The organism is Ruegeria sp. BE1 (assembly GCF_056538885.1).
Map to the genome: position 1 here is coordinate 1,208,834 of NZ_JBQFTY010000001.1, position 23,774 is coordinate 1,232,607.

A 23,774-nucleotide genomic window follows, 5' to 3' on the forward strand; every position below is an offset into this window, starting at 1 on the left:
GGAAAAGCCCCCGACCTGAACTAGTTTCACCCTGCGGGCGGATGACGCGGCAAAAAACGACGCAACATGTGCAAAAGGTGCCGCTGAATGCCCTTTCCCTTTGGCTGCAAAACCATATCTTGCCCGGAATACGCGCGAATACAAAAAGGCATGTCCCAGATGACCACCGAACCTCTTGTCGTTTTTACCCCATCCGGCAAACGCGGGCACTTTCCCGTGGGCACCCCGGTTCTGACCGCCGCCCGGCAGTTGGGCGTCGATCTGGATTCCGTCTGTGGCGGGCGTGGGATCTGCTCGAAATGTCAGATCACCCCCAGCTATGGTGAGTTTCCCAAGCACGGCGTGACCGTGTCCGAGGACGCGCTGAGCGAATGGAACGCGGTCGAACAACGCTATGACGACAAGCGCGGGTTGAAACCGGGCCGTCGTCTGGGCTGTCAGGCCACCGTTCAGGGCGACATCGTGATCGACGTGCCACCAGAAAGCCAGGTGCACCGTCAGGTCGTCCGCAAGGCCGCTGCGGCGCGCGCCATCACCATGGACCCGGCCACCCGCCTGTATTTTGTTGTGGTCGAAGAACCCGACATGCACTCGCCCACCGGTGATCTCGAGCGTCTGGAACGCGCCCTGCGCACCCAGTGGGAGATTGAAGCCGTCACTGCCGATCTGTCCCTGATGGCCAAGCTGCAGCCCGTACTGCGCAAAGGCAAGTGGGAGGTCACGGTCGCCGTCCACAAAGGCCACAAAGACACCGTGGGCCGCATCGTCGAAATCTGGCCCGGCCTGCACGAAAAGGGCCTGTACGGTCTGGCCATCGATCTGGGCTCAACTACCGTGGCCGCGCATCTGACCGACCTGGAGACGGGTGAGGTCAAGGCGTCCTCGGGCCTGATGAACCCGCAAATCCGCTTTGGCGAAGACCTCATGAGCCGCGTGTCTTATGCCATGATGAACCCCGGCGGCGATCAGGAGATGACCAAAGCCGTGCGCGAGGCGATCAATGATCTGACCGTCTCAATCGCGCAAGAGGCCGAGATCGATCCCGAGCTGATCGTCGAGACGGTGTTTGTCTGCAACCCGGTCATGCACCACCTGCTGCTGGGTCTGGACCCGGTGGAACTGGGTCAGGCTCCGTTCGCGCTGGCCACGTCCGAAAGCATGTCCCTGCCCGCGCGTGAGATGGACCTGACCAAGATGAACCCGCGCGCGCAGATCTATATCCTGCCCTGCATCGCGGGCCATGTGGGGGCGGATTGCGCCGCCGTTGCCCTGTCCGAGGAACCCGGCAAATCCGAAGACCTCGTGCTGATTGTAGACGTGGGCACCAATGCGGAAATCCTGCTGGGCAACACCACCCGTGTGCTGGCGTGTTCCTCGCCCACCGGCCCCGCGTTCGAGGGCGCTCAGATCAGTTCCGGCCAACGCGCCGCACCCGGTGCGATTGAACGGATCGAGATTGATCCGGTCACCAAAGAACCCCGGTTCCGCATCATCGGGTCCGACAAATGGTCTGACGAGGACGGCTTCGATCAGGACGTCGCCACCACAGGCATCACCGGCATCTGCGGCTCGGGCATCATCGAGGCCGTGGCCGAGATGCGCATCGCCGGTCTGCTGGACGAAAGCGGCCTGATCGGCTCGGCCGAACAAACCGGCACCGCGCGTTGCGTGCCCGAGGGGCGCACCAACGCCTATCTGATCCACGACGCCAGCGCCGAAGGTGGCCCGCGCATCACCGTCACCCAGGGCGACATCCGCGCCATTCAGCTGGCCAAATCGGCGCTCTATGCCGGTGCGCGCCTGCTGATGGATGAGATGAATGTCGATACCGTGGACCGGGTCGTTCTGGCCGGCGCATTCGGCGCGCATATCTCAACCAAACACGCGATGGTTCTGGGCATGATCCCCGACGCGCCGCTGGACAAGGTGAGCAGCGCCGGCAATGCCGCTGGCACCGGGGCGCGGATCGCGCTCTGCAATATCGGAGCACGGGTCGAGATTGAGCGCGTCGTGCGCGAGATCACCAAGGTCGAAACCGCCATCGAACCCAAGTTTCAGGATCACTTCGTGGCCGCAAACGCGATCCCGCACAAAACCGATCCCTTCCCCGAGCTTGGGCAGGTGGTCACCCTACCCTCACCGTCGTTCAACACTGGTGGCGGGGATGACGAAAAATCTGGCCGTCGCCGCCGCCGGAGGTCATAGTCCTCGCAAACGGCGGAGGCGACATGGCCATAGCGAACGAAGAACAGGCTGAATTCTGGGGAAACTCGCCCTCAGGGGCCAAGTGGTTGACCTATGAAGACCAGATGGACGCCCTTCTGGCCCCGGTTCTGGATCTGGTGCTGGCACGTGCCGATCTGCAACCGGGGCACCGCGTTCTGGATATCGGCTGTGGCACCGGGGCCAGCACGGTTCTGGCGGCCCAAGCCGTCGGACCGGACGGCCATGTGCTGGCCGCCGATTTCTCACAACCCTTCCTTGACCGCGCGTCCCAGCGTGCGCAAGAGGCGGGGCATCAGAATGTCGGCTTTCAATACGCGGACGCCCAGACCCATCCCTTTGCCGAAGGCGACCGGGATGCCATGATCTCACGCTTTGGCGTTATGTTTTTCGAAGACACGGTCGCGGCCTTTACCAACATGGCCCGCGCTTTGAAACCCGGCGGTCAGATGACCTTTGCCGCCTGGGGCCCGCTGTCGGGCAACCCGTGGTTCCATCTGCCTCATGTCGCAGCGACCGAGCGTTTGGGCACCCCGCCCAAAATGGATCGCAACGCACCGGGTCCGCTGGCCTTTCACGATCAGGAACGGGTATGCGGCCTGCTGGCCGAGGCCGGTCTGACGGATATTCAGGTGGATGCGGTCCCTGTCACCCTGCCCGTGCACGGCTCGCTTGACGACTGCGCAGCACTCTGCACCCGGATTGGCCCCGCCGCGCGTGTGATTGCCCATTTCGACGGTGGACCCGAGGATATCGCGGTCATTCGCAAAGCGGTTGCTCGTGAATTCGCGCCCTTTGCCACGGGCGATGTCGTGAACATTCCCGCCCTGATCAACCTGTTTCAGGCACGGCGGGCCGTGTAGGCCCTAAAGCGTTTCGGGTTTAACTTGAGACACGAATACCCTGCCGCGCCTGCGGCGTTCTCGGGACATTCGTGTCACAGAGTGATTCAGGTAAAATCCGAAACGCCCTAAAGCTCTTGCAGATTGGTGTCGCGGAACTTGTTGGAGATGAACACCGCATCCCCAAAGCGCCGCTGGCCATTTGCAAAAGAACGCCCGGGAAAGATGTTGTACATTGAGTAGTTGCGGCGATCGAGCTCGTTCCAGAGGTCCAGGATCAGCGGACAATTCTCATAATGCGGGGTGTTGAACCATTCGAACATGATCATGTCGATCCGCTGTTCCGTCAACATTCGCTCAGCGCCGCGAAAGATGTTCAGTTCTGATCCTTGCGCGTCGATCTTCATGCACGCGACATGGTCGATCCCGTTCTCTTCGCAGAACGTATCGATGGTGTTCAATTCAACATCGATGGAGGTCGCCACTGTCGCCTCGGGATGATGTTCCAGCGCGGCCTCATTCATCGACAGCAAAGAGGACGTGCCCAAACTTTCACCCACAAAGAACTCGGACCTTCCAACCTCATTGCTCAGCGCCTGCTCGACGACATTCACATGTCTGAACTCTTTGAACCGTTCGGCGACATAAGCCGCCTGCTGCGGCAAGGGCTCGAACAGATAACACTGACTGTTGGGAAAGATGCGGATCAGATGGCGCGCTATCGTACCCCGGTTGACGCCAATATCGAAAACAGCCCCGGAATGATCGACCACTGCCGAAAGCCTGGCCAAAGCGCCGACTGGTCCACCTCTTTTGGCCAGCCCCCTGGCACGCCGTGTCAGTTCAGTTTTCATTCAAATCAGTCCTTTGGAGCGGGTAGCGGGAATCGAACCCGCGCGTTCAGCTTGGGAAGCTGACAGGCTACCATTACATCATACCCGCCGCGCTGTGATGGATAACACCGCCCCCGGAGCGACTTCAAGCGTCATTCGGACGGGATCAGAATTTACTCGGTCCGGGCGCGCAGACTGTCGATCAAGGCCTGATCCACGTCCAGCGCTTCGCAGGCTGCATCCAGTGTCCGTCTGTCCAGATGTTGCGGGCTCAGATCGATATCCTTCGAGAACGCATCGACAATCGCCTGCATTGCTGTGATCCGCGCATGTTTCTTGTTGTTGGCCGGAATCACATGCCAGGGCGCGATTTCGGTCGAGGTCCGGGCCAGCATCTCATCCACCGCGACCTCGGCCTCGGACCAGCGCTCACGGTTGCGGAAATCCTCATAGGTCAGCTTCCAGCGCTTCATCGGGTTTTGCAGACGTTCGGTGAACCGGGCCATCTGCTCCTCGGGCGAGATGTGAAAGAACAGCTTTACGATCCGCGTTCCGTCATCGACCAGCATCCTTTCAAAATCATTGATCTCGCGATACGCGGCGCGCCAGCGGTGCTCGGGCGTGAAGTGTTCAAGCCGTTCAACCATCACCCGGCCATACCAGCTGCGATCAAAGGCCGAGATCGCGCCCGCAGGTGGCAACCGCTCCCAAAACCGCAACAGGTAATGGCGGTTCAGATAGTAGTTGCGGGGCGCGCCAATGGGCCAGACCTTGAAACTGCGCGGATCAAGCGCCTGGCTGATGCGCCGAATGGTGCCGCCTTTGCCCGCTGCATCCCAACCTTCAAACACAATCACCCCCTTGGCGCCGTGAAACAGAAAAGCTTGCTGGATCAGGGCCAACTGCGCCTGAAGCTCTACCAGCTTTTCGAAATACGCTTTCTTGCCCAACCGTTTAGATAGGTCTGCGTCGCCCAGTTTCGGAGGATGATGCTGCGTCATGAAAATACCTGTGTGCCGTAAAGACACACTCAGTATCCCCTGCCCCTTATGATTTGACCTTGATCGGTATCAAAACGAAAAAGGCCGGGCGCTGGGCCCGGCCTTTGTCTTGTCTGTTGCGCGGATCAGGCGCGGCGACGACGGCCACCGCCACGACGACCACCACCGGCTGCACCGGCCTCATCAGGGGCTTTGTTGAACTTGATCCACTCACCGCCATGCGGGTCGTTGTTGGTCAGCAGGTTGGCGGCACGGATGGCCTCCATCTCTTTACCGGCGCGCGGCAAAGTGGAACCCAGACCAAACAGCTGGCAGAAGGTTTCATCATCCATATCAGCAGGCAGGATGATCCCCTTGGCTTCGACTTCGGCTTTCTTTTCGGCCAGTTTCTTAGGACCAACCGGCAGAGCCACCGGGTTCATGATCGCCGAGGTCATGCCAGCGCCCATTGCCATCGGCAGGAAGGCGTTGTTGATGCCGTGACGGTTCGGCAGGCCAAAGGACACGTTCGACGCGCCGCAAGTGGTGTTCACGCCCAGCTCTTCGCGCAGACGGCGGACCAGAGCGAACACCTGTTGACCGGCTGTTGCCATCGCGCCGATGGGCATGACCAGCGGATCAACCACGATGTCATGCGCGGGGATGCCATAGTCAGCAGCACGCTCAACAATGGTTTTTGCAACGGCGAAACGCACATCGGGGTCTTCCGAAATCCCGGTGTCGTCGTTCGAGATCGCAACAACCGGAACGTTGTATTTCTTGACCAACGGCAGAACCATTTCCAGACGCTCTTCTTCACCCGTGACCGAGTTCAGCAATGGGCGACCTTCGGCCGCGGCCAGACCGGCCTCAAGCGCGCCAGGAACCGAGCTGTCGATACAAAGTGGCACGTCAACCAGGCCTTGCACCATCTCGACGATCTTGGTCATCAGCGGCGGCTCGGTCTCGTTCGGGTTGGGGTTCGAGTTGTAGACAACGCCCGCGTTGATATCCAGAACGGTCGCGCCTGCCGCAACCTGTGCCAGCGCGTCTTTCTCAACGGTCGAGAAATCGCCCGCCTCAAGTTCAGCAGCCAGCTTTTTACGACCGGTGGGGTTGATCCGCTCACCGATAACACAGAACGGCTCGTCAAAGCCCAGAACGGCTGTTTTTGTTTTTGATTCTACGACTGTACGGGTCATGTCCGTTCCTTAGGAGTTTACAGGCTTTGCCGAAGCGCCGCCGTTATTGATTGCCCAGTTGGCATTGGTCTTGATGCCACCAAGCGGGAAGAAATGCACGTTGGTGATGTTGAAATCCGGGTTGGCCGCCTTGTGGTTGGCCAGTTCGGTGATCACGTCTGTGGGCTCATAGGGCAGCAGCAGCTTGGACACATCCATGGCGCGCTTTTGCAGAACCTTCAGCGACGGGCCAACGCCACAGGCGATGGCGAACTTGATCAGGGTCTGCAGCTTGGCCGGGCCTGCGATACCAATATGAATCGGCAGATCGATGCCCGCCTCTTTCAGGCTGTCGGCCCAGGCGATGATCGGCTTGGCGTCGAACGCGAACTGCGTGGCCAGCGCCATTTCGGCATCGGTGGTTTCGCTGAACTTCTGCTTCCAGCGCAGCGCATCATCCACGTTCTTGGTCGAGCCGTCGGGATCAATGTCCTTGTTGCCTTCGGGGTGGCCAGCAACGTGCAGGCGCTTGAAGCCCGCCTTGTCGAACAGACCGGTTTCCAACAGCTGCATCGAGCTGTCGAAATCGCCGTGCGGCTTGTCCACGCCACCGGCCAGCAGCAGCGCCTGATCGACGCCTGCTTCGCCCTGATACATGGAAATCCAGTTTTCCAGCGTCGCTGCATCCTTGATGATCCGCGCCGGGAAATGCGGCATGACCGGATAGCCTTCGGCAGCAATGCGTTTGGCGGTTTTGACCATGTCCTCGATGGGCGTGCCCTCGATATGGGCGATGTAGACGCGGGTGCCTTCGGGCAGCAGCGCGCGGAAATCCTCGACCTTTTCGGCGGTGCGCGGCATTACCTCGATCGAGTAGCCCTGCAAAAAGGCTTCGACGGTCGGGTTCACAGGGCCGTTTTCGACGGCATCACGTTTTTTGAAATTCAGCAAAGCCATAGCGGCCTCCCATATAGATCCGGGCTTCATGCCCAACCGTCATTGGCGATCAGGGCCTTGATGCGATCCTGATCGTATTCTGTTTCCAGACGCACAGCCTCGGATTCAGCGATTTCGGACGGATCGCCCTCAACCACGAAAGGGTCGGCTTTGCGCCATTCGGCCAGATAGGCATCGCTGTCCTTTGCGTTCACCTTCATCGCGGCCCGGTCGATCGCTTGTTCGAACCGTTCTTCCAGCTGCCGCTTTGCGCCGCGGCGACCTTTGCCCACGATAACTTGGGCGGGAATATCGCGCCAATAAACGATGGTGACGTCAGGCATTGCCTTTGATTCCTCCTAACCAGATGGCCCGGTTCTAAACGTCTATATGGGTTTGGGCCGGTCGATTTTCGACACAAGGCGCTTTTCAAGCGACGTTTTCGCCCACGACGGTGTACCGGGTGTCTAACGGGTTTCCCGGCCAGCGCGTAGATCAAATTTCTAAACACTTGCATGAATGCGCCGCATAACAACGTGAAAACCCCGGACAGTGGCGACCATCCGGGGCTGAATTGGCAAGTGTCGGCTGGTCTTAACCGACCAGGCCGCCATCCTCGCGAGTCACCGCAATGATGGCTGAACGCGGAACCGCATCCCCGCCCTCGGGCCAGTGGCTGTTGCCCTCTTCGCCGGGGTGCTGAATGCCCACGAACATGGTGCGGCGGTCGGGCGACCAGCTGAGGCCGGTGATCTCACACTCATTCGGGCCAACCAGGAAACGGCGGATTTCACCGGTGACCGGGTCGCCTGCCAGCATCTGGTTGTTGCCCTGGCCCTGGAAATCACCCTCATTGCCATAGTTACCGTCAGTCTGAATCCACAGCAGGCCGTTGCTGTCGAATTTCAACCCGTCGGGTGAGTTGAACATGTTGTCAGCACTGACGTTTTCCGAGCCGCCATAGACGTCCTGATGCACCGTCGGGTTACCGGCCAGCACGTACAGATCCCAATCGAAATCCGCCGACGCGTGATCCCCACCGGCAGGACGCCAGCGCACGATCTGGCCATAGTTATTAGCCTCACGCGGGTTGGGACCATTGACCGAAGTATCGTCCCCCCCGGCATTCGGTTTGACGCCACGGTTCTTGTTGTTGGTCAGACAGCAATAAACCTCGGGCAGGTTCGGGTTGGCTGCGACCCATTCAGGGCGGTCCATCGTGGTCGCGCCAACCGCCGATCCGGCCTGACGTGTATGCACGCTGATCTCAGCCAACGAGGCCATTCCGGTGGTCTCGGGCGTCAGGTCCAGCCACTCACCCGTGCCGTTTTCATAGAAGCGCGCCACGGACAATGTGCCGTTTTCCAACAGCGCGTTGGTGTCCACCCCTGCCGCATAGACGCCGTCCGAGACAAAACGGTACAGGAACTCACCCCGCTCATCATCGCCCATATACACGACCACGCGGCCATCCTTGTTGACGATGGCTTCGGCGTTTTCATGTTTGAACCGGCCCAGAGCGGTCAGTTTGCGCGGGGTCGAGGTGGGATCGGTCGGATCGATCTCGACCACATAGCCTGCGCGGTTGGGCTCGTTGGGGTTTTTCGACACGTCAAAGCGCTTGTCGATATTGGCCCAGCCATAGCCCCAGTCCGACGCCGAAACGCCATAGCGCTGCAGTTCAGGGCTGATTTCATAGGCTTCGTCAGAGGAAGAGAAGTATCCGTTAAAATTCTCTTCGCAGGCCAGATAGGTGCCCCACGGCGTCATGCCATTGCCGCAGTTGTTCCACGTTCCCTTCGAGGTCGTGCCTGTGGCGTCGGCTTCGGTTTTCAAAAGATCGTGACCTGCCCCCGGACCGGTCAGCGCCATATCCGTCTGGGGCGTGATGCGACGGTTATAGGGGCTGTCCTTGACGATGGCCCATGTGCCGTCGGTATTGGCAATTTCAACCACGGTGACACCATGTGCCATCATCCCCTTGGCAACATCGTCATACGATGTGGCCAGCGCCTCGGGGTTGTTGCCCCAAAGGATATCGCGGTTGGTGTATTCGTTGTTCACGACCAGCAGGACGTGGCCATCGTGCAGGAACACATCCTGACCGTCCGTGTTGTCGCCAAAGGCACGTTCCTGGCTGGCGGCAGTGCCGCGCGTCGCGTGGTCGAACTCGGGCGCGTCAGACCACAGCGGATCACCCCAGCGCACCAATACTTCGGCTTTGTACCCCTGCGGGACGATCACCTCATCGGCTGTGGACACCGGAACCGCCTTAAAGGCAAACCGGTCCGAAGCGGCGCGTGCGCCCGATGGGATCATCCCACCCGCCACGGCAGTAAAGCTGCCCATGGCCAGAACACCGCCAAGGAAGCCGCGCCGCGACAGCGCACGTTCAACGACACGGTCAAAATCGCATTCTTCGGGACGCGGATTCACAACTTCGTCAAATTCGTCAAAGGTGAGGCGGCGATCATCTTTCATGGCAGACTCCGTATCTGGCTGTAAGCTGGTGAGGAATCCCAAGGCAGGGACTGCACTCCAAATGGCACCCGAGTGTAAATGAGATATGACAGCCTCATTGATTTCAACTTTGAAATCACTTGCGCGTCGGCAAAGCGCCGCCTAGGGTCAAAGCAACTCGAAAATCGGAGGGCGTTAAAGATGGCGCCCAAGCGTCCCAAAGGTGCGGGCGCGTTCCCCAAGGCGGTCGAAAGCCCCGCGCCGGCAAGACCCGATCCGGATGCGCTGTATGCGGCGCTGGATTTGGGTACAAATAGTTGCCGCATGTTGATCGCCCAGCCCAAGGGCAGCGGGTTCCATGTGGTCGACAGTTTCTCGAAATCCGTGCAATTGGGCGCGGGTTTGGAGCGGACCGGACGGCTGTCCCGGTCTTCGATGGCGCGCACCATTCAGGCGCTGCGCATCTGTCAGCAAAAGCTGAAACGCAACAAGGTCAAACGGATGCGCCTGGTCGCGACCGAGGCCTGTCGGCGTGCGAAGAACTCGCGCGATTTCATCCGTCAGGTGCGCCGCGAAACCGGGCTGAACCTTGAGATCATCCAGCCCGAGGAAGAGGCCCGTCTGGCCGTGATTTCCTGCGCGCCACTGGTATCCACCAAGACCGAACAGCTTTTGGTGGTCGATATCGGCGGCGGCTCGACCGAACTTGTTTGGATCGACATCTCATCCATACCGCGCCGGGATCGCCCGGCGGCGATCATGCGGTTGCATGCCGGGTTTCACACAAGCGACAGCCCCTTTCCCGCCGCCAAGGTGGTCGACTGGATCAGCGTGCCCCTTGGCGTAGCAACGCTGCGCGATCAGTTTCACGACGTCGAAGACGACTCGGCCCGCTTTGCGCTGATGAGCTGGTTTTTCGAAGAAAACCTGGCCGATTTCGCCCCCTACAAGGACGAACAGGCCCGTGAAGGGTTCCAGATCGTAGGCACCAGCGGCACGGTCACCACGGTGGCGGCCTCGCATCTGGGGCTGAAACGCTATGACCGGACCAAGGTGGACGGTCTGCGCATGACCAGCGATCAGATTGACAAAGTCATACGGGGATACTTAGAACTCGGCCCACTGGGGCGGCGGCGCGATCCGCGTATCGGCGATGACCGGCAGGCCCTGATCATGTCCGGCTCGGCCATTCTGCAAGCATTGCTGCGCTGCTGGCCCACAGATCGCCTTTCTGTGGCGGATCGTGGGCTGCGCGAAGGATTGCTGTATGCTCAGATGAGTGCCGACGGCGTATTGGAAGACGGACCGTTCTGATGGCGAAGACACCAAGTGGCAAAAACAACTCGGGCCGCGGACAGCGCGACCTGAAGGTCAAGGTCAAGACCGCGCGCGGGCGCAAGCTGAGCTCGACCCGCTGGCTTGAGCGGCAGTTGAACGACCCCTATGTGAAACGGGCAAATGCCGAAGGCTACCGTGGGCGGGCCGCCTACAAGATACTGGAGCTGGACGACAAATTCCGCTTTCTCGTCCCCGGCGCGCGTGTGGTTGATCTGGGCTGCGCGCCCGGAGGGTGGTTGCAGGTTGCCGTCAAACGGGTGAACGCGCTGGGCGAGAGGTCTGGCAAACGGATCGGCACAGTTCTGGGCGTCGACCTGCAAGAGGTCGAACCCGTGGCGGGCGCAACCGCGCATGTGCTTGATTTCATGCAAGATGACGCCGATCAAAAGGTCAAGGACTGGCTGGGCGGCAAGGCTGATGTGGTAATGTCGGATATGGCTGCAGCCTCATCCGGGCACAAGCAGACCGACCATTTACGTATCATGGCGCTGTGCGAAACTGCGGCCTATTTTGCGTTTGACGTCTTGGAGGAAGGCGGCACCTTCGTGGCCAAGGTTCTGGCCGGGGGCGCCGAGGGCGATCTGCAAAAGCTGCTTAAGCAGAAATTTGACAAGGTTGCGAACGTCAAACCGCCCGCGTCCCGCTCGGACAGTTCCGAGAAATTCGTGGTTGCCACCGGGTTCCGGGGCTAGGGTCAGTCGTCCAGCCAGATCCGGTCGCCGGTCAGGAACTGCTCGCGCAACGAGGCTGATGCCGTTTGTTGCAGCAGCAGTGCTTCACCATGTTTGATGTATTCGGCTTTCTTCGCCTGAAGATTCGCCACACGCTGATCCACGGTTAAGGGATATTGCAGCTGGGATGTATGAACCGGCTTACCCGCCATAAGTCACCTATACGCATACCAAAACGCTAACGTGACCTAAGGTTAACGACGAATTTTGCCGGGATCGTGGCGCAAAGCTGGCCGTTTTGCGCGGTTTGCTAAGGCTGTTCTGGGGTCGAGCTGTCCAGTTCAGTGTCCGGGTCATCCGCACCCTGCAGGTCCATCAACGCGCCGTTATACTCAGCCCCCAGGATCAGAATTGCTGCACACAAATACAGAAAGATCAGCGCCGCCATGGCCCCGGCCAGACCGGCATAGGTCGCGCTGTACGAGGCGAACTGGGCGATATAGACCGAAAACCCCCACCCTCCGGCAGCCCAAAGCGCCAGGGTCACCAAGACGCCCGGTATGATCTGACGAATCTTGTGCCGCCCGGTTGGCAGGATCAGATGCGCAAACAGCACGACAAAGACCGGTACTGCCACTGTAAAGGTCCAGCGCAGGCGGTCGACGGACAGCCAGTCAGATACGTTTACATCCGTCTTTTCAGAAACCAACTGCGTGTAGGCCGGTAAAATGACTTCGACCGCTGCGATGATCATGATGGCAATACCGCCGAAGATCACGAGGCTCAGGCATAACAGGCGCGTTTTCCAGAATGGCCAGCTGTCATGATCGTGATAGGCTTGGTTCATGGCTTTGCGCACTGCCACCACCCCGTTCGAGGCAAAGAATACCGCCAGCAAACCACCCAGCGTAATCACGCCCGAGCCGGACTCGGCCAGAACCGCGCGCAATTCAGTGACGATCGGCCCCGCGACGTCCTGCGGCCATGCGCCGAAAATCAGCTCGATCAACTCATCCGTCACATAGTCCTGCGACAGAGACCCCGCCAGGGCGACGGTGAACAGGACAAACGGAAACAAGGCCAGCATCATCGACATCGCGACGTGGCTGCTCATGACAAATCCGTTTTTGGAATCAAAGCGTACGACCGCCATCCAAAGCCCCTGAATGGGACGGCTGACATAGGGAATCACACGCGCGCTCATCCCATGAGCCTAGCCTGACTGCCCCCGCCGCAGAACCTGCAAAACCACGCGGCGTGCAAATATTCAAAGACAAATATCTGGGCGCATTGCATAATCCAACCCGGCTGTGCAGGATCAGACAGGACTGCAACGCGAACCATCTAAGATCGGCTGGCCATGACACCGGACCCCAGTTTTCCCGAGACACCGTCAAAGCTGAAGCTTTCCGTTGTTCGCGACGTGTGCATTGTGGCTACGCTGGTGGTGCTGGGTCTTTATGCGGGGGCCGCCTTTTTGATCCCTTTGACCATGGCATTGCTGACAAATGTGCTGATTATCGCATTAAGCGACCGGATCATTGCACTGACCCGCATGCCGGTATGGCTGGCCAATGTGGCAGGGGTTACCGTGGTTTTGGCGGGCTTGTTCATGATCATGTATATCCTGGGCAGTCAGGCCACCCAGTTTGCCCGCACGATCAGCACCTATGAAAACCAGTTCGACGAAGCGGTCAATCGCGTCACTGGTCTTGTGGGCAATGACGTCACCACTTTCATTCGCGACAATCTGATCAACATCGACATGTCCTATATCGCGCGTGTGTTGCTGGGCAGTGCAACCTCGCTGCTGAACCAGTTCTTTCTGATCAGCCTTTATGTCGCATTTCTGATGGCTGAACGGCTGGCCTTTCGCAAAAAGATACAGTTGGCCGCCGGCAACGTGAAAACCGGGCAGGAATTCGCGGCCATTCTGGATGCGATCACCTTCAGCCTGCAGCGGTATGTGGGCGTCAAAACCCTGATCAGCCTGATCACCGCCGGGATCAGCTATACGGTTTTCAAAATCATGGGCCTCGAATTTGCCGAGACCTGGGCTGTACTGACCTTTGCGCTGAACTTCATACCCTCAATCGGGTCGATTATCGCCGTGATCTTCCCCTCGATGATCGCCCTGGTGCAGTTCGACAGCATCGGCCCCTTTCTGGTGATCGTGTTGGGCTGTGGCACCATTCAGTTCATGATCGGGAATTTTCTGGACCCCGCCATGCTGGGACGGTCGCTGAACATGTCTACCTTTCTGGTGATCCTCGCACTGATGTTCTGGACCACGATCTGGGGCCTGATCGGAGCCTTCCTCAGCGTCCCGCTAACGGTGTGCATCCTGATCGTGTTCAGCCACATCCCGGCCCTGCGGCCCATCGCCATCCTGATGTCGCTGGACGGCAGGCTGGGCGAGGATGTTGACACGCAACCGGCCAACTAAGTCATGAAGCCCCCAATTTTCATCGGGTCAGAAATCTACCGCAGCTCGACTTACGGCTCAAAGCACCCGCTGGCGATCCCGCGTGTGTCCACCGTGATCGATCTGTGCCGGGCGCAAGGGTGGCTGACCCCAACAAACTACCGGGTGAGCCCGCGCGCCAAACCCTCGGCCCTGACGGCATTTCACTCGCCCGACTACATCGACGCCTTGTATCAGGCCGAGCAGAACCAGGCCGTCTCGGACGAGGTGCGGCAGAGACATGCGCTGGGCACCCTGTCAAATCCGATATTCCCTGAGATGTATCGACGTCCGGCCACCGCCGCAGGCGGGTCGATGTTGGGGGCCGAGATGATCCGTGACGGTGGCGTTGTTTTCAGCCCCGCTGGCGGCACGCATCACGGGTTGCCCGAGCGGGCCAACGGGTTTTGCTATCTGAACGACCCGGTTCTGGCGATCCTGACTTTGCTGAAGGCGGGGCTGAACCGCATCGTCTATATCGATATCGATGCTCACCATTGCGACGGGGTCGAACTGGCCTTTCGCGGATCATCGCAAGTACGCATGATCTCGGTCCACGAAACCCGCCGCTGGCCATTCAGCGGCACATTGGACGATGATGCGGGCGGTGCAGCCTTTAACATGCCGGTCCCGCGCGACCTCAACGATGATGAGTTTGACGCGATCCTTGAGGAGTTGATCCTGCCCGCAACCGTTGCTTTCTCTCCTCAGGCCATCGTGCTGCAATGTGGGGCGGATGCGGTGGCCGAGGACCCGCTTTCCCGTCTGACCCTGTCCAACAACGCCCATTGGCAAACGGTTGCGCATCTACAAAATCTGACCGCGCGCCTGCTCGTGCTGGGCGGTGGCGGCTACAACCCCTGGTCTGTTGCCCGATTGTGGAGCGGTGTCTGGGCGACGCTGAACGGACATGAGGTTCCCACTCGTCTGAACGCCGAATCGCAAACCATCCTGCGCGGGCTGACCTGGAACCGCGCCGCCGGAAAACAACGCCCCGCGCATTGGGTCACCACACTGCGCGATGCCCCGAACCGGGGTGCCATCCGGCCTGAAATACGCGCCGACCTTGCCCATCTGGCGCAAAGGATTTGACGGTAGATCAGGTGCCAAAACCCTGTTAAGCTGCTGCGACCAATAGGAATTCCCGCATTGACACTTTGTGACAGGTCAGCTTTTCAAATCTGGCTGCAATTGGATCAACCAAATGAATGCAATTAATCAGATAAATGAACTCAAATCCCGTATGGGACAGTCGATCATCGGGCAAACCGACGTGATCGACCGGCTGGTGATCGGGCTGCTGGCCAATGGCAACCTGCTGATCGAAGGCTTGCCCGGGCTGGCAAAAACCCGCGCCGTCAAAGCCATGGCCCGCAATCTGGATGCGCTTTTCAGCCGGATACAGTTCACGCCTGACCTGCTGCCCTCGGATGTGACCGGAACCGAAGTGTTCCAGCAAACCGACGACGGCGGCACCTTCCGGTTCGAGCCGGGCCCGATCTTTGCCAACATCGTGCTGGCCGATGAGATCAACCGCGCCCCGGCCAAGGTGCAAGCCGCCTTGCTGGAGGCGATGGAGGAACGTCAGGTCACCGTGTCCGGTACAACCCACAAGATGGACCCGCTGTTCATCGTGATGGCCACGCAAAACCCGATTGAGCAAGAGGGCACCTATCCCCTGCCCGAAGCTCAGATGGATCGCTTTCTGATGCATGTTCAGATCACCTACCCACCGGTCGAGGACGAGGTCGAAGTGATCCGTCTTGTGCGAAACGAAGAGATTGCCGCTGGTACGGGATCACCTGACAGCCTGCCCACACCCATCCCGCAAGACGCCGTTTTTCAGGCGCGGGCTGAGATCGGACAAATCCACGTGTCTGAAGCCATGGATCGCTATATGGCAGACCTCGTGCAGGCGACCAGAACCCCTCAGATTTACAACGATGACCTCGCCAGTTGGATTGAGATCGGCGCCAGCCCGCGTGCATCGTTGGCGCTGGACAAATGCGGGCGCGCGCATGCCTGGTTGAACGGGCGTGACTATGTGGATCCTGCGGACATTCGCGCGATTGCCCATGACGTGTTTCGGCATCGCCTCACACTCAGCTTTGAGGCGCTTGGAAACGCCAAAACCCCGGATGACGTCATCGCCGACATCCTGCGCCTGGTGGCCCTGCCATGACCAAGAGGCATAACGTGTGAGCCAACCCGCCCCATATCAGAACGACCCTCGTATCCATGTGGACGCGAACCACCTGCTGCGGTTGGGTGCAATGTCCCGTGCGATCAGCCTGCTTCCGCATCAGCCGGCACGCTCTGTTCTCAATGGTCGCCATAGCTCGCGTCTGCGAGGTCGGGGTTTGAACTTTGAAGAGTTGCGGAACTATTTGCCTGGCGATGACATCCGAACCATTGACTGGAAGGTCACGGCGCGCACCGGTAAACCCCATGTTAGGGTCTATACAGAAGAGCGCGATCGCCCTGCCCTTTTGCTGGTTGATCAGCGTGTTTCGATGTTCTTCGGGACAAAGCAATACATGAAATCGGTCATCGCCGCCGAGGCGGCCGCAATCGCCGCGCATCGCATCCTGAGCCAAGGGGATCGGGTTGGCGGCATTGTCTTTGGCGACACGGATCTGGCCGAACATCACCCGCAGCGCCGCCCGGCTGCCCTCAGACGGTTCCTGTCGTCTGTCGCAACTGCAAATTGCCGGTTGAACGCCTCGTTACGGCCTTCGCCAACTCTCGGGCTGAATGACGTTCTGAAACAGGCCACGCGCATTGCCCATACCAACGCGCTTGTTTGTGTCTTTTCCGACTTCGACGGGCTGGACGAGGCGTCCGAGCGTTTGTTCAGGCAAATTGCGCGCTCGAATGATCTGATATTATTCAATATATCCGACCCGAGCGCGCGCGAGTTGACACCCGGCCTGAGGGTCACCGTGTCCGACGGGGATCAGCAGATTGAGATCAACGCTTCTGACCCAGACCTGGCGGGCCGCATTCGATCCGGGTTGGAACACCGGTTGTCCAACCTGCACGACTGGTCCCGGCGTTACAACTTTCCAATCGTTCCAATGACCACTTTGGACCCGGCTTTGTCGCAATTAATGAAACAATTCGGCCATCGAGAGGTAGGAAGATGAGCGTCGATGTTCAGGGCAAATCTTTGGTTGAGCTTTTGGACATGCTCGAACCCGCCCCTGTTCCTGCGCCGATCCCGATGACACCGCAGACCTGGGGATGGGTTGTATTGGCTGTTCTGGTCTTTTCGATCCTGACATATGGGCTGTACGCCGTCAGACGGCACCGCCAATCAAACGCCTATCGGCGCGCAGCCCTGCGCGCATTGGATGCTGCGGACAACGACGTTGCCGAGATCGCCGAAATCCTGCGTCGCACGGCCTTGGCCGCTTATCCACGCGACAGGGTTGCCTCATTACACGGCACAGACTGGATAAGTTTTCTCTCGCAATCAGCTGAAAAGAAAGGTCTATCTGAATCCAATAGCAAGATACTGTCCGAAGCCCCTTTCAGAACCACGTCTTCCAATCCTGCCATAGAAAGCTATGCACGTCAGTGGATCAAGACCCACAAAGCAGAACGGCGGTTGCAATGATTTCATTCGCTGCCCCCTGGGCCTTCGTCGCCCTCCCGGTTCCGCTGTTGATCTATCGGTTCGCGCCCCCGTACCGGAAAAAGACCAGTGCAATCCGTATACCATTTTTCCGGCACGTCGCCAAAGCTGCGCGGGCTGAGCCACGGTCGGGGTCGACCATTGCCCGCCGGACGAGGCTTCAAACGATCGTCGTTTCAGTCATCTGGGTGTTGCTCGTAACTGCTCTGGCCCGGCCCGAGAGGTTGGACGACCCGATTGTAGTTGAAAAATCTGCCCGGGACGTGGTTTTGGCGCTCGATATCTCTGGGTCGATGGATCAAAGAGATTTTGTAGGTCCGGACGGAACCCCTACCCAGAGGCTGGCAGCGGTCAAGGAGGTCGTGCGCGGTTTCATTGCTGATCGTCAGGATGATCGCATAGCCTTGATCATTTTCGGAACGCGGGCCTTTGTTCAGGCGCCCTTTACCGAAGATATCAACAGTTTGAATGGGTTCCTGGACCAAACACAGGTAGGTATGGCCGGTCCAAACACGGCGTTGGGCGATGCGATCGGCCTTGGCATCCGGCTTTTCGAGTCCAGCGAAGTTGAACAACGCCTGATGATCGTTCTCAGCGACGGGGCCGATACATCCAGCCGCATGGCCCCCGCCAACGCCGCGGCCATCGCAGCAGACAAAGGTGTCACCGTCTATACTATCGGCGTCGGAGACCCGGACGCATCAGGCGAGGATCGCGTCGATCTGGATGCGCTGAAGGCCATCGCCGACCGGACCGGAGGACAGTACTTTTTCGCTGGCGATCAGTCCGCCCTGACAGAAACCTATCAGATCATTGATGACCAAAACCCGCGCGTGGTCGAAACCCAGAGCTACCGCCCGCGCATCAGCCTTGCGCATATCCCTTTGCTGATCGCCTTAACACTTATGCTTGTGACGATCACTGGGCTCAACATCGCATACCGACGGCGGGGCATCCAATGATTGACGCAGTTTCAGAGTTTCATTTTATTCGAACGGGCTATCTTCTGCTCTTGATCCCGATATTTGGCCTCTGGTGGGCGGTGCGCCCCAAAGCCTCGGGGACAGCGCAGTTGCCATCCGGCATCGCACCTCATCTGGCACGGGCTTTGACGTTGAACGCGGAAACGACCCGCCGCCTCTACCCTGTAGATGTTGCGATGATTGCAGCCATCTTGGTCACTTTGGCCGCCGCAGGGCCGACTTGGGCGCGGATGTCCAACCCATTGGTTGCAGATACGGCCCCTCTTGTCATCGCCCTCAAGGTTACCGACAGCATGGAAGCCGGCGACCTTGCCCCATCCAGGCTTGACCGGGCGAAATTCAAAATCGCGGACCTGATCACCGCAAGATCCGGCGCGCAAACGGCCTTGCTTGCCTATGCAGGCTCGCCTCATCAAGTGGCTCCGTTGACCGAGGACGCATCGATCCTACGCCCCTTGCTTGAGGGGTTGGCACCCGCTGTCATGCCCATCCCGGGCGATGCGGCCGGTGACGCACTGACCTTGGCGGAAACGGTTTTGGAGGGCAACGAAACACCGGGGGCGATCTTGTTCGTTTTGGACGATATAGACCCCGCACAGCTTGCACCGTTCCAGAACACAGCGACACAGGTGTTGTTTCTGACGATGTTGCCAGAGGGTGGCACGATTGCCCAACTTGATAATGTACCGGACGCAACAGTGGTGCCCTTTTCCGATGGTGATCGCGACATTACCCGGCTGCAACAACATATCCAGACAGCCTATGAGGACGCCTTGGATGAAGACAATCAAAACGTTTGGAGGGATCAGGGATGGCTTCTGGCGTGGCCTGCCGCCTTGCTGACCTTGTTGTGGTTCCGTCGCGGTTGGGTCATTCGTTGGGCTTTGCTGGGGGCGTTTCTGCTGCAACCTGCAAGCCCGGCCTCGGCCCAGGGGTGGCGCGACTGGTTTCTGACGCCGGACCAGCAAGGTCAGATCGCCATGAATGCCAAACGCTATGCGGATGCCGCAGAGCTGTTTCAAGACCCGTATCACCAAGGATACGCCAAGCTGAAATCGGGCCAGTACCCCGAAGCGGCCGCCATTTTCGCCGAGCTGGACACGCCTGAAGCCGCCTTTGCCGAAGGCATGGCGCGGATTGGAAACCGTGAATACCGGCCTGCGATCGCCGCCTTTCAGACTGCTTTGGAGCGGCGCCCGGAATGGGCCGAAGCGCAACACAATCTGGACGTCGCCACGGCAATTCTGGACTATGTCGAAACCTCACGTGAACAGTCCGACACCGGCGAGGAATCCGGGATCGGAGCCGACGATACCGTTTTCGATAACGAAGATGCTCGGGGCGAGACAACTCAGGTTGAGGCGCAGACCGACGGCGGAACGGCGCTTTCCCCGGATCAATGGATCAGTGCCATTGATACGGACATGCAGGATTTTCTACGCAATCGATTCCGATTGGAAGATCAGGTGCAGAACCAATGAGATACGCCCTGATCCTTATCTTTTCTGCACTTCCTGGCATTGGCCTTTCACAAGGCACGCCCGATTTGACTCCCCGCGTGACGATCAGCGCACCGACCAAAGATGTGGTGGTCGGCCAACCCGCCGATATTCGCATTCAGGTTCTGGTGCCTACCTTCATGCCGTCACCTCCGGTCTTTCCCACGCTTGAGCAGGAAAACCTTTTGGTTCGCTTGCCCGAGCGCGCCTCGGGGCCTGTCAGCGAGTCCATAGACGGGGCGACGTGGTCCGGTGTTCAGCGGCGTTATCGCGTCTATCCCCTGACACAGGGAGAGGTGCGCTTTCCAGCGCAGGACATGACCGTCACCTATGCCGATCCTGAAACAAATGCGCCGGTTCAAGTGTCTGTGCCGCTTCAAGCCATTGCATTCAACGCCGTGGTCCCAGAGGCCGCGCGCGATCTGGCCCCGTTGATTGTTGCAACCGGTTTTGAGCTGAGCCAGGACATCGAAGGTTCCACAGAGATGCAGACAGGCGGCGCCATAACCCGTCGCCTGACCGCCCGGATTGACGGGGCAAGCCCGTTGATGATTCCCGTATTAATAACTGAAAATCAAACGGATACATTACGCTCTTATCCCAAAGAACCCCGTTTCAGCGAAACCGAAGAGCGCGGCATACTGTCCGGGCAGCGTGTGGATGAGATCACCTATGTCGCGCAAGACAGCGGTCAGACACAATTGCCTCCGGTCACGGTGCAATGGTTCAATCTTTCAAGTAACAGTGTCGAAACGGCCACGACGGATGCGGTTGAGATCACGGTTGCAGCGGCCGGGCCCGGAATTCCCTCGCTTCAAGACCTGCTTCGATACGGTTTTTGGGTGGTCGGGGTCGCCGTTGCGGTCGGTGGAGCGTTTCGGGTGTTCGGACCGCGTATTGGCAGGTGGCGACAAGACCGTGCGGAAAGATACCGGGCATCCGCCAGATACGCCGGGTTGCAGTTAGGACAAGCCCTGCGTGATCAGGACCTGACTGCCGCCTATTCCGCGCTGGAGGTATGGAAAGCCCGCTGTCGCGATCCGCAAGGGTACAGGCGGTTAGAGGGCACGCTGTCCGACATTGGTGCTGCGCGCTATGCACGTGATGGCCATGACGAGACCGCAGCATGGTCCTCTGCCCGCACGGCTCAAAAGCGATTGCGGGACGGCGGTGCCCTTCAACAACAGCCTCTTCCGCCCTTGAACCCTTAGTTCTGACAGCTCGCAATCAACGCTTGCCTGTCCTTCAACCGAACCCGCCCATAGCCCAGCTCAATCAACTCCATGTCCGAGAGCCGGTGAAGGCTGCGATGCAATGTGGGCTGTGATACGGCGATCATCTCGGCCAGTTCCTCTTGCGAGACCACGATCCAGCCCTCGGGTTTCGCGGTGCATTCATCCAGATGCAGCAGCCGCAAAACCAGCCTTTTCTCGCTACCGGTGACTGCCATGTTGGCCATGATCCGCAGTGCGGTTTGCATGTTTTCCTGGGTCAGGGCGTAAAAGTCGCGAATGTAATCCGGGTTTGCCTTGATCAGCTTGCTGATCGCCGAGTTGGGGAAAAACAAAGCCTGCGTGTCCTGCGTGGTCGCGACACTGACCAACCGGGGCGCATCGGCGAAAAGGGCCAGATCGCCAATCCAGAATCCTGCTCCTTCGCGGTGCACGACGAATTCGTGACCGTCATCTGCAGGTGCTGTAATCTGCACCCCGCCCTTGAGGATGGCAAAAATTCCATTGGCTGGGTCACCATAGTGATACAGCCCCTCATGCGCGGAAAAACACTTTGCGGTGCCGATTCTCAACAAATCGTTCTGGAACGATTCGGAGCGCATACTGAACCAGCCAACCTCTTTCAAGAGGTTAATATCATTCAATTTATTTCGCATCATTACCTATAAATATCATCATATGATGGGTTTCAAATAGAGCTTTTGGCCTAAGCTGCCAGAGTTCGATTCCCAACCGTGTGACCCTTCGCCGATACGCGATCGACATCTTCATGGCAGCACTAGCCAGCCTCCGAAGGAAATTACAACTCGGAGTTTCACTAACTCTTTTAAATCAGGAGCATACCATGTCCCCACCACGAACGTTTTCACACAGCTGGCGCGCGGGTTTGCGTCGCGTTGCTGTGGCGACCGTTGCCGTTGCGTTGGCAATCCCCGCCTGGGCGCAGGATCAGAAGCCCAACATTCTGGTCATCTGGGGCGACGATATCGGGCAATCCAATATCTCGGCCTACACGATGGGTCTGATGGGATACAACACGCCCAATATCGACCGCATAGCCAAGGAAGGCATGATTTTCACCGACTATTACGGTGAGCAATCCTGTACCGCTGGCCGTTCATCCTACATCATGGGGCAGTCGGTTTATCGGACAGGTCTGTCCAAGGTAGGTTTGCCCGGTGCGGATCTGGGCATGCAGGTCGAAGACCCCACAATTCCGGGCTTGCTCAAGGATCATGGATACGTCACCGGCCAGTTCGGCAAGAACCATCTGGGTGACAAAGATGAGCATCTGCCCACAAACCACGGTTTTGACGAGTTTTTTGGTAACCTGTATCACCTGAACGCCGAAGAAGAGCCCGAGAACGAAGACTATCCCGGCGATGCGGTTCTGGCCGATGGTCGCACGTTCCGCGACGCGTATGGTCCCCGCGGTGTAATCAAATCCAAGGCGGATGGCACCATCGAAGACACCGGCCCGCTGACTAAGAAGCGCATGGAGACGGTGGACGAGGAAACCGTTGCCGCTGCAATCGACTTTATCAAGCGCGCGCATGAGCAGGATCAACCCTTCTATGTCTGGTGGAACGGCACTCGCATGCATTTCCGCACCCATGTCAAAGACGAGATGCGCGCCCAGGCGAATGAGATCGCAGGCCGTGTCACCGACGAATACTCGGCCGGTATGATCGAACATGACATGCATGTGGGCCAATTGCTGGACCTGCTGGATGAGCTTGGCATCGCCGACAACACAATCGTGCACTACTCGACCGACAATGGCCCGCACATGAACACTTGGCCTGATGCAGCTGCGACGCCGTTCTGGGGTGAGAAAAACACCAATTGGGAAGGCGGATGGCGCGTGCCGTCGATGGTGCGCTGGCCGGGTCAGATTGAGCCCGGCTCGGTCACGAACGAGATCGTGCACCATATGGATTGGCTGCCCACCTATCTGGCCGTGGCAGGCGATACTGAGATCAAGGAAAAGCTGAAAGAGGGTTACAGCTCGTCGGGTATGGGCCGCGACTACAAGGTTCATCTGGACGGTTACAACATCCTGCCTCTGCTGACTGGTGAAGCAACAGAAAGCCCGCGGAAAGAGATCTTTTATTTCTCGGATGATGGTGACCTGACCGCGCTGCGCTTTGACGACTGGAAGCTGATCTTCCTTGAGCAGAAGGCCTGGGGCACCCTGCGCGCCTGGATCGAACCCTGGACCGAACTGCGCATTCCGCTGATCATCAACCTGCGTCGTGATCCGTATGAGCGCGCCTATCGCACATCCAACACCTACTATGACTGGCTTTTGGACCGGGCCTATTTCCTGGTGCCCGCGCAGCAATATGTCGGAACTTTCCTGGAAACCTTCCAAGAATATCCGCCGCGCCAAAAGGCGGCCAGCTTCAACTTGGAGCAGGTGATGGATAAACTCTCGGCACCGACCAACAACTGATCCTGTGTAAAATCCAAGGGGCCGCCGGTTCAACGGCGGC

Annotated in this window: 22 protein-coding genes and 1 tRNA gene; 13 read left to right on the forward strand and 10 right to left on the reverse strand. The window is 58.8% G+C overall.

What is annotated here, in order from left to right; translation table 11 throughout:
• Window positions 1–159 precede the first annotated feature (159 nt).
• Both ACR0J5_RS06035 and ACR0J5_RS06040 read left to right on the forward strand, forming a co-directional pair.
• Window positions 160–2,205 (forward strand): ASKHA domain-containing protein, encoded by a 2,046-nt coding sequence (locus ACR0J5_RS06035; RefSeq protein ID WP_480651455.1) that lies wholly within the window; start codon window positions 160–162, stop codon window positions 2,203–2,205.
• Window positions 2,206–2,228: 23 nt separating this feature from the next.
• Window positions 2,229–3,086, forward strand: coding sequence for a class I SAM-dependent methyltransferase (locus ACR0J5_RS06040; protein WP_480651356.1), 858 nt, complete (start codon window positions 2,229–2,231; stop codon window positions 3,084–3,086).
• 107 nt (window positions 3,087–3,193) lie between these two features.
• Here ACR0J5_RS06040 and ACR0J5_RS06045 read toward each other — a convergent pair whose 3' ends face one another.
• The 7 genes from ACR0J5_RS06045 to ACR0J5_RS06075 all read right to left on the reverse strand — a co-directional run bounded on the left by ACR0J5_RS06045 (window position 3,194) and on the right by ACR0J5_RS06075 (window position 9,476).
• Window positions 3,194–3,919 carry an FkbM family methyltransferase gene (locus tag ACR0J5_RS06045; protein ID WP_480651358.1) on the reverse strand — a complete coding sequence of 242 codons (726 nt, stop codon included), beginning with the start codon at window positions 3,917–3,919 and terminating at the stop codon, window positions 3,194–3,196.
• 14 nt (window positions 3,920–3,933) lie between these two features.
• A tRNA-Gly gene (locus ACR0J5_RS06050) sits at window positions 3,934–4,007 on the reverse strand.
• Window positions 4,008–4,071: 64 nt separating this feature from the next.
• Window positions 4,072–4,899: a polyphosphate kinase 2 family protein gene (locus tag ACR0J5_RS06055; RefSeq protein WP_480651360.1), complete on the reverse strand. Its 828-nt coding sequence runs from the start codon at window positions 4,897–4,899 to the stop codon at window positions 4,072–4,074.
• Between the two features lie 125 nt (window positions 4,900–5,024).
• On the reverse strand, window positions 5,025–6,080 hold the full coding sequence (locus ACR0J5_RS06060) for a methyltetrahydrofolate cobalamin methyltransferase (RefSeq protein WP_480651362.1): 1,056 nt from the start codon (window positions 6,078–6,080) through the stop codon (window positions 5,025–5,027).
• A 9-nt stretch (window positions 6,081–6,089) separates the two neighbouring features.
• A complete protein-coding gene (locus ACR0J5_RS06065; protein WP_480651364.1) occupies window positions 6,090–7,016 on the reverse strand; it encodes a methylenetetrahydrofolate reductase in 927 nt (308 codons plus the stop codon).
• Window positions 7,017–7,042: 26 nt separating this feature from the next.
• Window positions 7,043–7,339 carry a virulence factor gene (locus tag ACR0J5_RS06070; protein ID WP_480651366.1) on the reverse strand — a complete coding sequence of 99 codons (297 nt, stop codon included), beginning with the start codon at window positions 7,337–7,339 and terminating at the stop codon, window positions 7,043–7,045.
• Between the two features lie 250 nt (window positions 7,340–7,589).
• On the reverse strand, window positions 7,590–9,476 hold the full coding sequence (locus ACR0J5_RS06075; protein ID WP_480651368.1) for a PhoX family protein: 1,887 nt from the start codon (window positions 9,474–9,476) through the stop codon (window positions 7,590–7,592).
• A 180-nt stretch (window positions 9,477–9,656) separates the two neighbouring features.
• Between ACR0J5_RS06075 and ACR0J5_RS06080 the strand changes: the two genes are divergently transcribed.
• The gene (locus ACR0J5_RS06080; RefSeq protein ID WP_480651370.1) at window positions 9,657–10,769 is read left to right on the forward strand and encodes a Ppx/GppA phosphatase family protein; all 1,113 of its coding nucleotides are present in this window, start codon (window positions 9,657–9,659) and stop codon (window positions 10,767–10,769) included.
• The gene (locus tag ACR0J5_RS06085; protein ID WP_480651372.1) at window positions 10,769–11,485 is read left to right on the forward strand and encodes an RlmE family RNA methyltransferase; all 717 of its coding nucleotides are present in this window, start codon (window positions 10,769–10,771) and stop codon (window positions 11,483–11,485) included. The genes ACR0J5_RS06080 and ACR0J5_RS06085 overlap by 1 nt, the downstream gene beginning before the upstream one ends.
• A 2-nt stretch (window positions 11,486–11,487) precedes the next feature.
• Here ACR0J5_RS06085 and ACR0J5_RS06090 read toward each other — a convergent pair whose 3' ends face one another.
• Both ACR0J5_RS06090 and ACR0J5_RS06095 read right to left on the reverse strand, forming a co-directional pair.
• Window positions 11,488–11,628, reverse strand: a complete 141-nt coding sequence (locus ACR0J5_RS06090) for a hypothetical protein (protein WP_480651374.1) — start codon at window positions 11,626–11,628, stop codon at window positions 11,488–11,490.
• Window positions 11,629–11,774: 146 nt separating this feature from the next.
• Window positions 11,775–12,668, reverse strand: a complete 894-nt coding sequence (locus tag ACR0J5_RS06095; protein WP_480651376.1) for a YihY/virulence factor BrkB family protein — start codon at window positions 12,666–12,668, stop codon at window positions 11,775–11,777.
• Between the two features lie 156 nt (window positions 12,669–12,824).
• Here ACR0J5_RS06095 and ACR0J5_RS06100 point away from each other — a divergent pair, with 156 nt between their 5' ends.
• The 8 genes from ACR0J5_RS06100 to ACR0J5_RS06135 all read left to right on the forward strand — a co-directional run bounded on the left by ACR0J5_RS06100 (window position 12,825) and on the right by ACR0J5_RS06135 (window position 21,258).
• Window positions 12,825–13,910: an AI-2E family transporter gene (locus ACR0J5_RS06100; RefSeq protein WP_480651378.1), complete on the forward strand. Its 1,086-nt coding sequence runs from the start codon at window positions 12,825–12,827 to the stop codon at window positions 13,908–13,910.
• 3 nt (window positions 13,911–13,913) lie between these two features.
• Window positions 13,914–15,020: an acetoin utilization protein AcuC gene (locus tag ACR0J5_RS06105; RefSeq protein ID WP_480651380.1), complete on the forward strand. Its 1,107-nt coding sequence runs from the start codon at window positions 13,914–13,916 to the stop codon at window positions 15,018–15,020.
• Window positions 15,021–15,132: 112 nt separating this feature from the next.
• A complete protein-coding gene (locus tag ACR0J5_RS06110; RefSeq protein ID WP_480651382.1) occupies window positions 15,133–16,110 on the forward strand; it encodes an AAA family ATPase in 978 nt (325 codons plus the stop codon).
• Between the two features lie 16 nt (window positions 16,111–16,126).
• Window positions 16,127–17,074, forward strand: a complete 948-nt coding sequence (locus ACR0J5_RS06115) for a DUF58 domain-containing protein (RefSeq protein ID WP_480651384.1) — start codon at window positions 16,127–16,129, stop codon at window positions 17,072–17,074.
• Window positions 17,071–17,547: a DUF4381 domain-containing protein gene (locus ACR0J5_RS06120; protein WP_480651386.1), complete on the forward strand. Its 477-nt coding sequence runs from the start codon at window positions 17,071–17,073 to the stop codon at window positions 17,545–17,547. The genes ACR0J5_RS06115 and ACR0J5_RS06120 overlap by 4 nt, the downstream gene beginning before the upstream one ends.
• Window positions 17,544–18,527, forward strand: coding sequence for a vWA domain-containing protein (locus tag ACR0J5_RS06125; RefSeq protein ID WP_480651388.1), 984 nt, complete (start codon window positions 17,544–17,546; stop codon window positions 18,525–18,527). Before ACR0J5_RS06120 ends, ACR0J5_RS06125 begins: the two co-directional genes overlap by 4 nt.
• Window positions 18,524–20,029 carry a VWA domain-containing protein gene (locus tag ACR0J5_RS06130; RefSeq protein ID WP_480651390.1) on the forward strand — a complete coding sequence of 502 codons (1,506 nt, stop codon included), beginning with the start codon at window positions 18,524–18,526 and terminating at the stop codon, window positions 20,027–20,029. Before ACR0J5_RS06125 ends, ACR0J5_RS06130 begins: the two co-directional genes overlap by 4 nt.
• Window positions 20,030–20,106: 77 nt before the next feature.
• Entirely contained in the window at window positions 20,107–21,258 is a 1,152-nt protein-coding gene (locus ACR0J5_RS06135; RefSeq protein ID WP_480651392.1) for a hypothetical protein, read from the forward strand.
• Here ACR0J5_RS06135 and ACR0J5_RS06140 read toward each other — a convergent pair.
• Window positions 21,255–21,881 (reverse strand): Crp/Fnr family transcriptional regulator, encoded by a 627-nt coding sequence (locus ACR0J5_RS06140; RefSeq protein WP_480651393.1) that lies wholly within the window; start codon window positions 21,879–21,881, stop codon window positions 21,255–21,257. The genes ACR0J5_RS06135 and ACR0J5_RS06140 overlap by 4 nt on opposite strands.
• 242 nt (window positions 21,882–22,123) lie before the next feature.
• On the opposite strand from ACR0J5_RS06140, the gene ACR0J5_RS06145 reads away from it, so the two are divergent.
• Complete coding sequence (locus ACR0J5_RS06145; protein ID WP_480651394.1) at window positions 22,124–23,734, forward strand: arylsulfatase; 1,611 nt, start codon at window positions 22,124–22,126, stop codon at window positions 23,732–23,734.
• Window positions 23,735–23,774: the final 40 nt, after the last annotated feature.

Bases quoted from the DNA above. Each gene is read 5' to 3' on its own strand.
- ACR0J5_RS06070 (WP_480651366.1), bottom strand. From the start codon at position 7,339: ATGCCTGACGTCACCATCGTTTATTGGCGCGATATTCCCGCCCAAGTT.
- ACR0J5_RS06065 (WP_480651364.1), bottom strand. From the start codon at position 7,016: ATGGCTTTGCTGAATTTCAAAAAACGTGATGCCGTCGAAAACGGCCCT.
- ACR0J5_RS06110 (WP_480651382.1), top strand. From the start codon at position 15,133: ATGAATGCAATTAATCAGATAAATGAACTCAAATCCCGTATGGGACAG.
- ACR0J5_RS06145 (WP_480651394.1), top strand. From the start codon at position 22,124: ATGTCCCCACCACGAACGTTTTCACACAGCTGGCGCGCGGGTTTGCGT.
- ACR0J5_RS06120 (WP_480651386.1), top strand. From the start codon at position 17,071: ATGAGCGTCGATGTTCAGGGCAAATCTTTGGTTGAGCTTTTGGACATG.
- ACR0J5_RS06130 (WP_480651390.1), top strand. From the start codon at position 18,524: ATGATTGACGCAGTTTCAGAGTTTCATTTTATTCGAACGGGCTATCTT.
- ACR0J5_RS06125 (WP_480651388.1), top strand. From the start codon at position 17,544: ATGATTTCATTCGCTGCCCCCTGGGCCTTCGTCGCCCTCCCGGTTCCG.
- ACR0J5_RS06080 (WP_480651370.1), top strand. From the start codon at position 9,657: ATGGCGCCCAAGCGTCCCAAAGGTGCGGGCGCGTTCCCCAAGGCGGTC.
- ACR0J5_RS06100 (WP_480651378.1), top strand. From the start codon at position 12,825: ATGACACCGGACCCCAGTTTTCCCGAGACACCGTCAAAGCTGAAGCTT.
- ACR0J5_RS06140 (WP_480651393.1), bottom strand. From the start codon at position 21,881: ATGCGCTCCGAATCGTTCCAGAACGATTTGTTGAGAATCGGCACCGCA.
- ACR0J5_RS06055 (WP_480651360.1), bottom strand. From the start codon at position 4,899: ATGACGCAGCATCATCCTCCGAAACTGGGCGACGCAGACCTATCTAAA.
- ACR0J5_RS06095 (WP_480651376.1), bottom strand. From the start codon at position 12,668: ATGAGCGCGCGTGTGATTCCCTATGTCAGCCGTCCCATTCAGGGGCTT.
- ACR0J5_RS06060 (WP_480651362.1), bottom strand. From the start codon at position 6,080: ATGACCCGTACAGTCGTAGAATCAAAAACAAAAACAGCCGTTCTGGGC.
- ACR0J5_RS06075 (WP_480651368.1), bottom strand. From the start codon at position 9,476: ATGAAAGATGATCGCCGCCTCACCTTTGACGAATTTGACGAAGTTGTG.
- ACR0J5_RS06045 (WP_480651358.1), bottom strand. From the start codon at position 3,919: ATGAAAACTGAACTGACACGGCGTGCCAGGGGGCTGGCCAAAAGAGGT.
- ACR0J5_RS06085 (WP_480651372.1), top strand. From the start codon at position 10,769: ATGGCGAAGACACCAAGTGGCAAAAACAACTCGGGCCGCGGACAGCGC.
- ACR0J5_RS06105 (WP_480651380.1), top strand. From the start codon at position 13,914: ATGAAGCCCCCAATTTTCATCGGGTCAGAAATCTACCGCAGCTCGACT.
- ACR0J5_RS06035 (WP_480651455.1), top strand. From the start codon at position 160: ATGACCACCGAACCTCTTGTCGTTTTTACCCCATCCGGCAAACGCGGG.
- ACR0J5_RS06040 (WP_480651356.1), top strand. From the start codon at position 2,229: ATGGCCATAGCGAACGAAGAACAGGCTGAATTCTGGGGAAACTCGCCC.